Consider the following 14,013-nt stretch of genomic DNA (forward strand, 5'->3'; position numbering starts at 1 on the left):
TTTCCCGATGCGCGCTCTACTCGTGTTGTTCAGCTTGATGCTGTCGATGTCATTGTCGGCGGCGGAAAAATTACCGGTGGTGACCAGCTTCAGCATCCTCGCCGACATGGTGCATCAAGTCGGCGGTGAGCATATTCAGATCACCAACATGGTCGGCCCGGACGCTGACGCTCACACCTACGAGCCGACACCGGACGATGCCAAAGCGTTGCTTGGCGCAAAATTGATCATCAAGAACGGTCTCGGTTTCGAGCCCTGGCTGGATCGACTGGTGACCAGCACCGAGACCAAAGCCACCGTCATCAGTGCCAGCCATGGCGTGATTCCCCGATCACTGGATGAGGACGGCGAAACCGTTCCCGACCCGCACGCCTGGCACAACCTGGCGAATGCCGAGTTGTACGTCGCCAACATCACCAAGGCACTGACCGCTGCCGACCCGGCGAACAAGGCCGACTACGAACGTAACAGCAAAGCCTATCTGAAGCAGATCTACGCCTTGCTCGCCGAAGCCAAAACCAAACTCGGTTCGTTGCCACCGGGCAACCGCAAGATCGTCACCAGCCATGATGCGTTTGGTTACCTCGGTCAGGCCTATGGCATTGACTTCATGGCGCCCCAAGGTTTGTCCACCGAGCGCGAACCCTCGGCCGCCGAAGTCGCTGCGCTGATCACGCAGATTCGCCAGGCCAAGGTCAAAGCGGTGTTCATGGAAAACATCAAGGATGCGCGTCTGCTCAAACAGATTGCCGATGAAAGCGGCGCACACATCGGCGGTACGCTGTACTCGGATGCCCTCGCCACGAATGGTCCGGCCAGTACTTTCACTGGCCTGTTCGAATACAACCTCGACACCCTATACGACGCGCTGAGCCGACCATGATCCGCAAGAATCCTTCAGGCGATTTACCGCAAATTGCCGAGTCGGCCTACGTCGATAAAACCGCAATCATCTGCGGCAAAGTGGTGATTGGCGAGAACGTCTTCGTCGGCCCCTACGCAGTCATTCGCGCAGACGAAGTGGACGCCACGGGTGAAATGGAGCCGATCACCGTTGGCGCCAATTCGAACATCCAGGACGGCGTGGTGATTCACTCCAAATCCGGCGCGGCAGTCACCATCGGCGAATTCACATCCATCGCGCACCGCTCGATCGTGCATGGCCCGTGCGTGGTCGGCGATCGCGTGTTCATCGGTTTCAACAGCGTGTTGTTCAACTGCGTGGTCGGTGACGGCTGTGTAGTGCGGCACAACTCGGTGGTCGATGGCAGGGATTTGCCCGACGCGTTTTACGTGCCCTCCACCACCCGTATCGGCCCGAACACCGACCTCTCGCAATTCCCGCCAGTGAGCGTCAGCGCCTCGGAGTTTTCCGAAGACGTGGCGCGCACCAATGTCGATCTGGTGCGTGGCTACAAAGCCTTGCAGAACGAGTTCTGAACCATGAGCAGCGTACTGATTCGCAACGCCAGGCTGATCAACGAAGGGTGCGAATTCGACGCTGATCTATTGGTCAGCAACGGGCGCATCGTCAAGATCGCGCGCAGTATCGAAGGCGAAAACGCCACGGTGGAAATCGACGCGAAAGGCCAATGGCTGCTGCCGGGGATGATTGATGACCAGGTGCATTTTCGTGAGCCGGGTGCTCCGGCCAAGGGCAGCATTCACACCGAGTCGCGCGCGGCAGTTGTCGGCGGCATTACCAGTTTCATGGACATGCCCAACACAAACCCGGCCACTCTCACCCTCGAAGCATTGGCGGATAAAAAGCGCCGGGCGGCGATCAACTCAGTGGCCAATTACGGCTTTCACTTTGGCGTAAGTCGAGACAACCTCGACACGGTAGCCGCACTCAATCCGTGCGAAGTGGCCGGCGTGAAAGTGTTCATGGGCGCCTCGACCGGCAACATGCTGGTAGATGATCCGCAGATCCTTGAGCGACTGTTTGCCGGGGTGCCGACCATTCTGTTGGCTCACTGCGAACACACACCGAGCATCGACGCCAACGCCGCCAATCTGCGCGAGCTGTTCGGTGAGCGCATCCCGCCCGCCGCTCACCCGATGATCCGCAATGCCGAGGCGTGTTATCGCTCCTCTTCATTGGCGGTGGAACTCGCCAAACGTCACGGCACGCGCCTGCATGTATTGCACCTCACCACTGAGCGCGAATTGGCATTGTTCGAGGACAAACCGTTGGCGCAAAAACGCATTACCGCTGAAGTCTGCCTGCACCATTTGCTGTTCGATGATCGCGACTATCCAAGCCTCGGCAACCTGATCAAATGCAATCCGGCGATCAAGAGCCAAGCTGATCGCGATGCCCTGCGTGAAGCATTGAACAGCAACCGGCTGGATGTCATCGGCAGCGATCACGCGCCGCATACCCGGGAAGAAAAGCAGCGCCCTTATTCGCAGGCGCCTTCTGGGTTGCCACTGGTGCAGCATGCTTTGCCGGCATTAATGGAGCTGGTCGCAGACGGTGTTCTGCCAATCACGACGCTGGTGGCAAAGACCAGCCATCGCGTCGCGGATCTGTTTGCAATTCCGGATCGGGGTTATTTGCGCGAAGGGTATTGGGCGGATCTGGTGTTGGTCGAGCCGCAGACAATGAAAGTTGATCGGCAACCGATTCTGTCGCAGTGCGGATGGACGCCGTTTGCCGGGCGCAGCTTTCGGCATCGGGTGAGTGTGACAATTGTGTCGGGGCAGATTGCCTGGCGGGAGGGTCGGGTGAACGAGGGGTGTCGCGGGCTGGCGCTAAGATTTATGCGCTGATTCAAAAACCCTGTAGGAGCTGACGAGTGCAACGAGGCTGCGATCTTTTGATCTTGTTTTTACCATCAAGATCAAAGGATCGCAGCGTGCCGCAGCTCCTACAGGGGATGTTTTAGGCGCGGGGTTTAACGGCGCCGCAATCCTGGCCCAGCCAGACAGCACGGGTTTCCAGGCTGCCCTTCTGATTGATCCCGATCGCGTTGAACGTGCCGTTGGCCACGGTGGTGAACTCGCGATCACTGAGGAACGTCGCCACCCCGGTGCCCTGCGCTTTCGGGCAACTGAAGCGGAATTTCCACTGGTTGCCGGTGCGGTCGGTGATCTGCTGTTTGCAGCCCGATTGCGGATCGGCCAGCGGGATATCGTTGGTCGCCACCTGTTCGGGCGTCAGACACGCGCGAATACCTTTGCCGCCGATATTGATCCCGTTCTTCTCCAGCGCCGCGCGCTGTTGCGGGGTCATCTGCCCTTGCAGCTGACCGAGGATCGATTGCACATCCATCGGCTGGTCATCGACCTTGACGTTGCTCGATGTCATTTCCCACAGCCCCGGCTGCAGCATCTGCGCCTGCGCAACCACCGGCAATGCCAAACCCAGGCCCAGCGCCAAACCCAGCAGACGAACGTTCATCGAAAAACTCCTGATCAGTAGTGGCCGTTAGACGTCGGCCGGTTGCTTCGGTTCATGCACCAATTAAATAGCGACATTCGCGACAGAACATGGTCTGTTAAGCATTGAATCTTCCGGAGCAAGGCTGCCCCATGGATTATTTTGGACCGCACATTTTCGGTTATCTGATCGCCCTGATACACACCCTCGGCTTGATCGCCGCCGTTCATGCGGTGCTCACCGTGCGCACAGCTCAAGGCTCGATCGCCTGGGCATTGTCGCTGATCTTCATTCCCTACCTCACGCTAATTCCGTATCTGGTGTTCGGTCGCAGTACCTTCGATGGTTATATCAAGGCGCGGCGCCAGGCCAACGAACAGATGCGTCAGGCGATCTCCGAACTGAACTGGCGCCCATGGGTGGAAGAAGCCCTCACCGCGCGCGCCTCCAGTGCCTACGCCTCGTTACGCGCAATGCCCAAACTGGGGCGTATGCCGTGCCTGGCCAACAATGAAGTGCAGCTATTGGTGAACGGCACCGCCACGTTCGATGCGATTTTTCAGGCGATCGATCAGGCGAAAGAAGCCGTGCTGATCCAGTTTTTCATCATCCACGACGATCGACTTGGCCAACGCCTGCGCGATTTGCTGCTGAAGAAAGCCGCCGCAGGCGTCTCGATTCACTTGCTCTACGACGGCATCGGCAGCCACGCCCTGCCCCATAGTTATGTGCAGACACTGCGCGATGGCGGCGTCGAAGTGAAAGCCTTCGCTACACGCAGCGGCTGGCTCAATCGCTTTCAGGTCAATTTCCGTAATCACCGCAAAATCGTCGTGGTCGATGGCGTGGTGGGATTTGTCGGCGGGCATAACGTCGGCGACGAATACCTGGGCGAGAAACCACCGCTGGCTCCGTGGCGCGATACCCACGTCAAAGTCCGTGGCCCGGTGGTGGCGTGCATGCAGGAGTCGTTCGCCGAAGACTGGTTCTGGGCCGCACGCACCCTGCCGCCGCTGATCCTGCCTGATGAATACCCTGACGACGGCGTGCTCTGCCAACTGCTTGCCAGCGGCCCGGCAGACGCCTACGAAACCTGCTCGCTGTTCTTCGTCGAGGCGATCCATGCGGCGACCGAACGGGTGTGGATCACCAGCCCGTATTTCATCCCCGATGAAGCGGTGTTCGCCGCGCTGAGACTGGCGGTACTGCGCGGCGTCGATGTGCGGTTGCTGCTGCCGTCGCGCCCCGATCACCGCATCGTCTATGCCGCCTCCAGCCTTTATGCCTTTGAAGCGGTGCGTGCAGGCGTGCGCGTGTTCCGCTATGAACCTGGGTTCCTGCATCAGAAAGTGGTGTTGATCGACAGCGAAATCAGCGCCATCGGCAGCGCAAATCTGGATAACCGCTCGTTCCGCCTGAACTTCGAAGTGATGCTGCTGACGGTCGACAGCGACTTTGCTGCCAGCGTGGAACAGATGCTCAATCAGGATTTCGAGCAGTCCTACGAAATCGCCAAAGAAGAAAGCCGGGAGATCCACCGCCTGCAACAACTCGGCATGCGGATCGCCCGGCTGATTTCACCGATTCTCTGAACCCCCTCTCCCACACGGAGAGGGAAGCCGCTTATGGGTTATAGATGTCGTCCCGTGTCCATGGCAGTTCATGGCTGCCATCCGCGTGCGCCTTGACCGCGAGGATCTGGTGCAGATTGATCCAGCCGCGCGCAAACGCGTAGGCGCAACCAGCCAGATACAAACGCCAGATGCGCAGGGCCTGATCCGGCACCAGTTTGCCCGCGGCTTCAAGGTTGTCCTCCAGCCGCTCGCTCCAGTGATCCAGCGTGCGCGCGTAGTGCAGGCGCAGACTTTCGACGTCGACAATCTCCAGCCCCGCTTCGCTGATCTCCGCTGAAATCATCGACAGGTGCGGCAACTCGCCGTTGGGGAACACATACTTCTCGATGAATTCCCCGGCACCGCGTCCCACCGGACGGCCATCGGTGTGCTTGGCGGTGATGCCGTGGTTCATCACCAGCCCGCCCTCCTTCACCGCGCCGAACAGGGTCTTGCAGTACTCGGCCAGATTGGCGTGACCGACGTGTTCGAACATGCCGACGCTAACCACCTTGTCGAAGCGCCCGTCTTGGGGCAGATCACGATAGTCGAGCAGTTGCAGTTCGATCTGGTCTTCCAGGCCCTCGGCTTTGACTCGCTCGCGCGCCAGTTCCAGTTGTTCCTTGCTCAGGGTGATGCCGAAGACTTTCGCCCCGAACTCTCGCGCGGCATACCGCGCCAGCCCGCCCCAACCGCAACCGACATCCAACAGGTATTCGCCCGGCTGCAAACGCAGCTTGCGGCATAAATGACGGAATTTGGCTTGTTGCGCCTGCTCGAGGGATTCGCTGCCCGTTTCGAAATACGCGCAGGAATACGCCATGTCGCTGTCCAGCCAGAGCTGGTAGAACGCGTTGGACAGGTCGTAGTGGTAGGAAATGGCTTTGGCGTCGGTTTCCTTGTCGTGCAAGGCCCGCACCGGCTGATTGTCGTCATCGTCGCCGAGCAATGCATTACTCAATTCGTCGCAGACCCGGATGACTTCGCTGATCGAGCCCTCCAGTTCAAGCTTGCCTTCGACGAATGCCGCTCCCAGCGCATCAAGGCTTGGGTGGGTGAACTGGGTGACCATCTGCGGGTCCTTGACCACGATGGTGACGCTGGGCGTCGGCCCCAGATTGAACTCATGGCCGTCCCAGAGTCGCAGGCGAAGCGGCAGCTGCAGATTCTGTAAGGCCGGTGGAAGTTGCGCGAGCATGGAAAATCCCCCTTGTTTCAGACCGTCAGATCTGAGGCTAGACCATCCTGGAAAAATAGCAGGCTATCGATTTGATTAGCCAAAACTATCGTTGCAGACGCTCCAGCAAGCCTTCCTGAAACTACTGTTTCAACCCGCTAACAGCTTGCAGCGGCGCGCCCTCACCCTAAATGACTGCTAACGCGGCGCACAGTTCAGCCAATGCAGCGTAGGGGTCGAAGAGTTCAAACGATTTCCTCCTTGAGCTTGAGCAGCGGCTCCTGAAAACGCAGCAATCGCCCGGCGTTGCCGAGTACCAGCAACGTACTGAGGTTATGCAACAACGCAGCGATCATCGCCCCGGCAGCACCGAGCCAGCCAAATGCCGCAAACACGACGATCACCAGCGTCCAGCCCAGACCGATGATGACGTTGACCTGCAGCGTCCTCCGGCATTGACGGCTGAGGCGTACGCAGGTGCCGAGGCGGCGCAGGTCGCTGCCGATCAGCACAATGTCCGCCGAGGCCAGTGCGATGTCCGCCCCGCCCGCGCCCATTGCCACGCCGACCACGCCTGCCTTTAACGCCAGCGAGTCATTGATGCCGTCACCGACCACCATCGGCCGGAAGCCGTTGTCGATTTCCTTGAGCACCCGATTGAGTTTGTCTTCCGGCAAGGCTTGCGCTTCGATCTCGTGCAAACCGACGTCCCGTGCCAGCGACTGAGCCACGCTGTGCCGATCCCCCGTCAGCAACAGTTGTCGACCCAGCCCCAGTTCACGCAACTCAGCAAGGGCAAAGCGGGCTTCCGGTTTGACGCTATCGGCCAGCAGCAGCCAGGCCAGGAACTCACCGTTCAGGGCCAGTCCGGCAATCGGCCCGTCGTGTTCGGGCACCGTGGTGGTGGTGACGCCAAGTTGCGCGAACAGTTCCGGTCGCCCGAGCGCCGCTTCGCCCTGCCCGGTCATGGCAACGACACCGAGGCCCTGGCGCTCGTGAATGTCGGCTAAAGGCACACAGTGCTCCGGGCTGACCAACCCGACCAATGCGCGACTGACCGGATGACTGCTGGCCGCGCCGAGGCTGGCGGCCAGCGCCATCACGGTAGCGTTGTCCGCTTGAGCACTGTTGATCGATTGCAGGCGCAAAGTGCCGTAAGTCAGCGTGCCAGTCTTGTCGACCACCAGCGACGTGAGGTCAGCCAGTTCCTCAAGAAACGCCGAGCTGCGGATCAGAATCCCATGCCGCGCCGCGACCGCCACACCGGCAATCGCCGTGGCCGGTGCCGACAACACCAGCGCACACGGGCACGCCGCGACCAACACCGCGAGCATCGCTTGTGCGTCGTTGGTGACGAACCAGGTCACCGCAGCGAGCAGCAACACCAGCACCATGTAGCTACCGGCATAACGTTCGAGCAAACGGGTGATCGGCGGTTTCGAGCGTTCGGCGTTTTGCATCAGCGCGATGACTTTGCCCAGGGTCGATTCATCACCCGTGCGGGTCACTTCGATGCGCAGCAGGCCATCAAGGTTGATCGCACCGCCGAACACCGTCATGCCGACGCTCGCCTCGACGGGCACTGATTCGCCGGTAATCGAAGCCGTGTCGAGACTCGCCTGACCGGACAACACCCGCCCATCTGCCGGCACCCGATCACCTGCGCGCACCTCGACGCAATCGCCGGACTTCAGTGTGCCGTTGTCTACTTCGATGATCGAACCATCCGCCTGAACTCTGCGCGCGTGGCTGCGCGTCAGTTGGCCGAGCGCATGAATCGCCTCCTGCGAACCGATGACGCTGCGCTCCTCCAGCACGTGGCCGAAGATCATGATGATCGGCAACAACGCCGCCGTCAGCAGATCGCCGGTCGCCCAGGCACCAAGCATGGCCAAGGCAATCAGTTGGTCGGTGATGCCGTGCAGGCTCGGATAGCGCAGGCTGTACCACGCCGAGCGCATTACCGGCACGGCGACTAATAAAGAAGCAAAACCCAGCAGCAATTGGCTGACACCGGTTTGCTCCGGCACCAGCCAACGCCAGATCAAACCCAGACCCAACAGGCCCAACGCAAGCATGGCGAGTGTCAGTTGCCGAGCGGCGCGGCGTTGTTCGGCCGAGGACAACAGGCTCGGTGCGGCGGTGGTCGCAGTCATTGACTGGCTCCCTGAATGATCAAACGGGAATCGTCTTTCGGATCGACCGTGGTCACTGATCCGGCCTGGCCGAGAATCTTCGGCATGCGCTCGCGATAAAGGCGCAGGAGCATTTGCGCATCGGTGCTGCCGGCCAGACTCGACACCGTGGCCGTATCAGCCGAGGCTTTGGCCAAGCGTTCACCGGCTTGCGCGTGAGCCACCTGCAGCGTGCGGTCGGCTTGTTCATTCGCCGTCTGAGTGAGTTTCTCGGCGTCGGTGCGCGCGTTGGCCACGGCTTTGTCGGCTTGCTGGCTGGCGGTCAACACTGCGTTGAACGCGCTTACGGCAGGGTCAGGCAGACTCGATTGCACATCGACCCGCGCCACTTCGATGCCGATGCCCTGCCCGCTCGCCTTCAACTCGGCGAGGCGTTTGTTGATGCCTTGCACCAGATCACCGCGCAACCTTTCACGGCGTTCCGCCGCTTGATTATCTGCGCCGATCAATTCCGGGCGAGCGACCAGAATGGTGTCCAGATCCCGTGCCGCCGTCAGTGCCACGGTGCTGCGGGTGACCAATCGATCCAGTGCTGGCAGCACATGATCGGCCTGCAAGACGAAGTCGTAAGGGTCGGTGACTTTGTAAAAGACCCGCACATCCAGTTGCACCACGCCGGCATCACCGGTCAATAAATAACCAGATCCGGCCAGCGCATCGCTCAACGGTGTGGCGAACGAAGCGACGCGATCAGCCTTCAGCGCCTCATCGCTGCGCAACAGGTTTTCCACTCGGCGTTCTATCACTCGATCCGCTGCTGGGAGCAAAACCACCTGTTCAAAGGGCTGCGGCCACGCCAACAGCAGACCGGCGTTTTGCACGCGATCGAGTGCGCCAAAGTGCAAAACCAAGGCGCGATTTTGCGGGTCGATCTGCCGCACATTGGAGAATGCCCACGCGAGCGCGGCCAGCACCGTCACTGCGTACAGGGCAAAAAACGCTAAACGACCAGCCTGAATCCACGGACTGTTCAGCGCATGTGTTCCACGTGGAACTTCTTCACTCATGGCTGCGATCCGGGTTTGCTGTCGAGTGTCGGCGGGCCGTCGACCAGCACGCGGAATGGCGCGGCGTCGGTGCGCAGAATTAGTTTGGTGTCTGGCGTGACAATGGTGCCGAGGGTGTCCAGCGAGCGCAGCAAGTTGTACAGCTGCGGAGAACTGGCGTAGGCACGGCCGTAAATCTGCGCGGCTTCAACGCGAGATTGCGCTTCGATTTCGGCAGCTTTCACCGTGGCATCGGCTTGCACAATTCGCGCATCGCGTTCGGCTGCGGAGCGGATTTGTGCCGCCTCACGTTTGCCGATCGCCGTGCGTTCGGTGGCGATGGTTTCACGCTCGGCGCGCATGCGATCGACCGTGGCTGTGAGCGTCACTGACGGCAAGGTCAACCGTTCGATACCGACTTGCACAACACGTACGCCATAGGTCGCGAGCAATTGCTGATCGATCTGTTGGCGCAACTGCGCTTCGAAATCAGCGATGCGCACCTGGCTGGCATCGGTATTGACCAGATTCGCCAAATCGAAACTGCTCGCCGTGGTTTCCAGTGCCGAGCCGACAAAGGTGCGAATCTGCCGTGCCGCTTCGTCAGGCTGGTTCTGCACCGCGCGCATAAAACGCTGCACGTTGTCCGGATCCCCCTGCACCTGCCACGCCACGTAAGCCTGAACGATGATGCGCAAACCGTCGCGGGTGCCGACATCCTGCAAGCCGCTGGACGTCGTACGCAGACGCAAATCGACCGGGATCGCCGCCTCGAACGGCGCCGGCCAGCGCCAGCTCAAACCCGGATCAAGCAGGACCCGCGACGGATTACCGAAGCGGGTAATGACCGTCGCCTCGCCGGAACGCACTTGCACCAGGCTCGCCGCTGCGATGGCGAACGCCACCAGCAACACCGCCCAGCCCATGCGCCGCCACGGGAAAGGCCCCGCCTCCTCCGGCGCGCCGTGGTGATGGTGCCCATGATGGTGATGATGTCCGCCGTGGCCATGATCGTGGCCGCTGTGATCATGCGATTCGTGTGGATGCGACTGGCTCAATGGGCGACTCCTGGTTGAGCGGTGGTGCGCGCGGGCGTCGGGTCAGCCGGCAGCGTGAAGGTCCGCAGGTCGATGGTCGGCGCATTGCTGCTGCCGCCGAGACGATGATCGAGTACCAGCAATTTGGCTTTGCTTAGGCCTTGGCTGAGCTGACCGAGGTATTGCTCCAGCACGAAGGCCTGACCGGCACTGGCGTAGGCTTTTTGTTCGGCGCTGAATTTCAGATCCGCCGCCTGCGCCGTGGCACTGGTTTCGCGGGCATTGGCGCTGGCCTGATCGCGAGCGAGGCTGGCCTGCAATTGCGCCTGATTACTGGCTTCGGCCGCTGCGCCCCGCTCGCGGGAGATCACCGCCTGCGCGCCGATCTGCGCCGCCTGCACCGCGTGATAAGCATTGGCGGCACCGGCCGGCGGGTGAATGGCTTCGACGACCGTGGCGAGTATTTCCACGCCACTGTTGAGTTGCTGCAGATCACGTTGCACCGCACGACCAATCTCCTCGCCCAACCCTACCCGGTCTTCACCGAGCAAACCGTCGAGCGTGCGCGAGGCAAAGTCGTGCACCAGAATCCGGCTGGCGGTGCTGCGGATTAGTGTTGGTACATCGGCACTGTTGTAGGTTGCGGCCAGCGCCGCCTGATCAGTCAGGCCGATGCGATAGACGAAGCGCACGTCCATGTTGACGATCTGAAAGCTCTGCTGATCGCCACGGCTGCTGGCGATGACTTGCGACTTGTCATTGACGTGACTGGCATCCCACAAGCGATTAGCGGTGAACGGCGCCGGGCCTTCAGCAGGATCGACTTGTGGCGGGACTGGATTTTCGCCGACGCTGGTTGCCAGGTCATGCACCACGCCGGTTTCGACGATCAACACGCGGCCCAGCGGCCACGGCAAACCCGTATGCAACCCGGGGCCGAACACCTGCACCGGTTTGCCGAATCGCTCATAAATGCCGCGACCCTGCAGGGGGATTTCATGGATGCCGGTGAGCAACCAGCCCACCGCTGCGACAAACGCCAGCACCGGCAAAAATGCTCGGCGCATGTAACTGAACGCCCAGATCTGCCGCAAATCGATGCCAAAGCGGTTGTGCAATTCATGCTGCAACGCGAGCAAAGGTTGTGGCGGCCAGCGCAGCATATCGGCAACAAAACTGCGCGCCAGCAGGGTCGGTTCAAGCTGTTCGCGGCGCGGACTGAAGATAGAAAGAACGGCGCGCAATAGCAGCTCGATCGCTACCAGTCCCGGCAAGATACCCATCAAACCAGCGACACGAACCGGCCACACGGCGTTCTCACCGGCGAACAACAAACACAACGCGCCGAGCACCAGACTGATGATCGCCACGCGCGTCAGTTGCGCCAATGCACCCGATTCCGGCCATTGCGCAGGATTTTCCTGAGCGAGTTGGCGCTCCAGCACCAGTAAGCCGAACGCCAGCAGTAATGCCAGCGCCGCCCCCACCGTGGCGGACAATCCAACCGCAGCGGCAGGCAATGACAGGTTCCACACCTGTTCAATACTCAGCGACACCAGTACGGCCCAACCGCCCAACCACAGCGTCGCAGCACCGATCTGGCCGAGCACGTGCAAACTGCGCTGACTGAGATGATCCAAGAGCCGCTCGTACCAACCTTCAGGCGCAGACTGTTGATCTTCGCCAATCGGTGTCAGCCCGACAGGATTTATCACCCGCGCACGCCACTGCGTCACCCACCACGCCGATTGCAGCCCGGCGACCAGCACCAGCAACGCCGCGCTCTGATTGACCAACAGCGGCAGCCACAATGATTGCGGCGCAAACAACCCGACAAAAAACGCCAACATCCAGCCCGCCCCGGCCAATCCACCAAGGGCAAACGCCCAGCGCCGTAGTCGTCTGCCCTGCGTGGCCGCCTGCTGAAAGCGCGGCAGTCCGGTCACTTGCGTGCCTTCTACCTCCAGATCAACTTGCATATCACCCCAATGTCTTTAGCTCGCTGTGCATAGCGTTACGATATAACGAAAAGCGTGAAATATTCGTACACAATTACGCGTATTCAAAGACGCGCAACCTGTCGCTTGCCTGAAGCCTTGACCGAAATGTCCGGGAGCGCACATATTACGTTCGTAATTTTTATCGACAGCTACTTTTAGCGATCCGCATCCATCAATCAGGAGCAAGCGCATGAGCAACTATGACGTAGTGATTCTGGGCGGCGGTCCCGGTGGTTATAACGCGGCGATTCGCGCCGGCCAGTTGGGCCTCAAGGCCGCCTGCGTGGAAGGCCGGGCGACCCTCGGCGGCACCTGCCTGAACGTCGGTTGCATGCCGTCCAAAGCCCTGTTGCATGCGTCAGAGCTGTACGACGCGGCCATGGGTGCAGAGTTCGCCAACCTCGGCATCGAGGTCAAACCGACGCTGAACCTCGCGCAAATGATGAAACAGAAAGACGAGAGCGTGAGCGGCCTGACCAAAGGCATCGAGTTTCTCTTTCGCAAGAACAAGGTCGACTGGATCAAGGGCTGGGGCCACATCGATGGGCCGGGCAAAGTCACGGTCACTGACGCTCAAGGCAGCAAAGTCGAGCTGACCGCCAAAGACATCATCATCGCCACTGGCTCCGAGCCCACTCCTCTGCCCGGCGTCGAGATCGACAACCAACGCATCCTCGACTCCACCGGCGCGCTGTCGCTGAGTGAGGTGCCCAAGCATCTGGTGGTGATCGGTGCCGGCGTGATCGGCCTGGAGTTGGGTTCGGTATGGCGCCGCCTCGGCGCGCAGGTGACCGTGGTCGAATACCTTGACCGCATCTGCCCCGGCGTCGATGGCGAGGCAGGCAAAACCCTGCAACGCTCGCTGAGCAAACAGGGCATCGCCTTCAGGTTGAGTTCGAAAGTCACCAGCGCAACAGCTTCGGCCAACGGCGTGCAGCTCAGCGTCGAGCCCGCAGCAGGCGGAACTGCTGAACTGATCGAAGCGGATTACGTGCTGGTGGCCATCGGTCGTCGCCCGTACACCCAAGGCTTGGGCCTGGAGAACGTTGGCTTGAGCACCGACAAGCGCGGGATGCTTGCCAACAAACAGCATCGCACCGAAGCCGCTGGCGTCTGGGTGATCGGCGATGTGACGTCCGGGCCAATGCTTGCGCACAAGGCGGAAGATGAAGCGATGGCCTGCGTCGAGCAGATCCACGGCAAGGCCGGCGAGGTCAATTACGACCTGATCCCCAACGTCATCTATACCAAACCGGAATTGGCCAGCGTTGGTAAAACCGAAGAGCAGCTCAAGGCCGAGGGCCGCGCGTATAAGGTCGGCAAGTTTCCGTTCACCGCCAACAGCCGGGCGAAGATCAACCATGAAACCGAGGGCTTTGCCAAAGTCCTCGCCGACGAGCGCACGGATGAAGTACTCGGCGTGCATCTTGTGGGACCGAGCGTGAGTGAAATGATTGGCGAATATTGTGTGGCGATGGAGTTCAGTGCGTCGGCGGAGGACATTGCGCTGACGTGCCACCCGCATCCGACACGCTCGGAAGCGTTGCGCCAGGCGGCGATGAATGTCGAGGGGATGGCGACGCAGATGTAGAAAATCAAAAGATTGCAGCCTTCGGCGGC

The 14,013-nt window shown here is 60.6% G+C and carries 11 protein-coding genes; 5 read left to right on the top strand and 6 right to left on the bottom strand.

Going from position 1 to position 14,013, the window contains the following annotated elements:
• Window positions 1-7 precede the first annotated feature (7 nt).
• From AK821_RS10875 to AK821_RS10885, 3 genes are read left to right on the top strand one after another with little or no spacing between them, the layout of a single operon-like run.
• Entirely contained in the window at window positions 8-883 is an 876-nt protein-coding gene (locus AK821_RS10875) for a metal ABC transporter substrate-binding protein (protein WP_064389644.1), read from the top strand.
• Window positions 880-1,440, top strand: a complete 561-nt coding sequence (locus tag AK821_RS10880) for a gamma carbonic anhydrase family protein (RefSeq protein ID WP_064389645.1) — start codon at window positions 880-882, stop codon at window positions 1,438-1,440. The genes AK821_RS10875 and AK821_RS10880 overlap by 4 nt, the downstream gene beginning before the upstream one ends.
• Window positions 1,441-1,443: 3 nt before the next feature.
• Window positions 1,444-2,775 (top strand): dihydroorotase, encoded by a 1,332-nt coding sequence (locus AK821_RS10885; protein ID WP_064389646.1) that lies wholly within the window; start codon window positions 1,444-1,446, stop codon window positions 2,773-2,775.
• 112 nt (window positions 2,776-2,887) lie between these two features.
• Here the strand turns inward: AK821_RS10885 and AK821_RS10890 are convergent, their stop codons facing one another.
• The gene (locus AK821_RS10890; RefSeq protein ID WP_034152149.1) at window positions 2,888-3,406 is read right to left on the bottom strand and encodes a DUF3617 domain-containing protein; all 519 of its coding nucleotides are present in this window, start codon (window positions 3,404-3,406) and stop codon (window positions 2,888-2,890) included.
• A gap of 131 nt (window positions 3,407-3,537) precedes the next feature.
• Here AK821_RS10890 and cls point away from each other — a divergent pair, with 131 nt between their 5' ends.
• Window positions 3,538-4,977, top strand: a complete 1,440-nt coding sequence (gene cls, locus AK821_RS10895) for a cardiolipin synthase (RefSeq protein ID WP_008078877.1) — start codon at window positions 3,538-3,540, stop codon at window positions 4,975-4,977.
• Between the two features lie 31 nt (window positions 4,978-5,008).
• Here the strand turns inward: cls and cfaB are convergent, their stop codons facing one another.
• From cfaB to hflK (AK821_RS10920), 5 genes are all read right to left on the bottom strand, one after another.
• Window positions 5,009-6,196: a C17 cyclopropane fatty acid synthase CfaB gene (gene cfaB, locus AK821_RS10900; protein WP_064389647.1), complete on the bottom strand. Its 1,188-nt coding sequence runs from the start codon at window positions 6,194-6,196 to the stop codon at window positions 5,009-5,011.
• A gap of 224 nt (window positions 6,197-6,420) precedes the next feature.
• On the bottom strand, window positions 6,421-8,331 hold the full coding sequence (locus AK821_RS10905) for a heavy metal translocating P-type ATPase (RefSeq protein WP_064389648.1): 1,911 nt from the start codon (window positions 8,329-8,331) through the stop codon (window positions 6,421-6,423).
• On the bottom strand, window positions 8,328-9,377 hold the full coding sequence (gene hflK / locus AK821_RS10910) for a protease modulator HflK (protein ID WP_064389649.1): 1,050 nt from the start codon (window positions 9,375-9,377) through the stop codon (window positions 8,328-8,330). Before hflK (AK821_RS10910) ends, AK821_RS10905 begins: the two co-directional genes overlap by 4 nt.
• A complete protein-coding gene (gene hflC / locus AK821_RS10915; protein WP_064389650.1) occupies window positions 9,374-10,414 on the bottom strand; it encodes a protease modulator HflC in 1,041 nt (346 codons plus the stop codon). The genes hflK (AK821_RS10910) and hflC overlap by 4 nt, the downstream gene beginning before the upstream one ends.
• Window positions 10,411-12,372: a protease modulator HflK gene (gene hflK / locus AK821_RS10920; RefSeq protein ID WP_064389651.1), complete on the bottom strand. Its 1,962-nt coding sequence runs from the start codon at window positions 12,370-12,372 to the stop codon at window positions 10,411-10,413. Before hflK (AK821_RS10920) ends, hflC begins: the two co-directional genes overlap by 4 nt.
• Window positions 12,373-12,583: 211 nt before the next feature.
• Between hflK (AK821_RS10920) and lpdA the strand changes: the two genes are divergently transcribed.
• Window positions 12,584-13,984: a dihydrolipoyl dehydrogenase gene (gene lpdA / locus AK821_RS10925; protein WP_064389652.1), complete on the top strand. Its 1,401-nt coding sequence runs from the start codon at window positions 12,584-12,586 to the stop codon at window positions 13,982-13,984.
• Window positions 13,985-14,013: the final 29 nt, after the last annotated feature.

Origin of the sequence: Pseudomonas sp. RIT-PI-r (assembly GCF_001297015.1) — a bacterium.
GTDB lineage: Bacteria > Pseudomonadota > Gammaproteobacteria > Pseudomonadales > Pseudomonadaceae > Aquipseudomonas.

What these genes read in the sequence shown, in the direction of transcription:
- AK821_RS10875 (WP_064389644.1), top strand. Translation starts at nt 8, where the DNA reads ATGCGCGCTCTACTCGTGTTGTTCAGCTTGATGCTGTCGATGTCATTG.
- AK821_RS10885 (WP_064389646.1), top strand. Translation starts at nt 1,444, where the DNA reads ATGAGCAGCGTACTGATTCGCAACGCCAGGCTGATCAACGAAGGGTGC.
- AK821_RS10880 (WP_064389645.1), top strand. Translation starts at nt 880, where the DNA reads ATGATCCGCAAGAATCCTTCAGGCGATTTACCGCAAATTGCCGAGTCG.
- AK821_RS10905 (WP_064389648.1), bottom strand. Translation starts at nt 8,331, where the DNA reads ATGACTGCGACCACCGCCGCACCGAGCCTGTTGTCCTCGGCCGAACAA.
- lpdA (WP_064389652.1), top strand. Translation starts at nt 12,584, where the DNA reads ATGAGCAACTATGACGTAGTGATTCTGGGCGGCGGTCCCGGTGGTTAT.
- hflK (WP_064389649.1), bottom strand. Translation starts at nt 9,377, where the DNA reads ATGAGTGAAGAAGTTCCACGTGGAACACATGCGCTGAACAGTCCGTGG.
- cfaB (WP_064389647.1), bottom strand. Translation starts at nt 6,196, where the DNA reads ATGCTCGCGCAACTTCCACCGGCCTTACAGAATCTGCAGCTGCCGCTT.
- AK821_RS10890 (WP_034152149.1), bottom strand. Translation starts at nt 3,406, where the DNA reads ATGAACGTTCGTCTGCTGGGTTTGGCGCTGGGCCTGGGTTTGGCATTG.
- hflK (WP_064389651.1), bottom strand. Translation starts at nt 12,372, where the DNA reads ATGCAAGTTGATCTGGAGGTAGAAGGCACGCAAGTGACCGGACTGCCG.
- cls (WP_008078877.1), top strand. Translation starts at nt 3,538, where the DNA reads ATGGATTATTTTGGACCGCACATTTTCGGTTATCTGATCGCCCTGATA.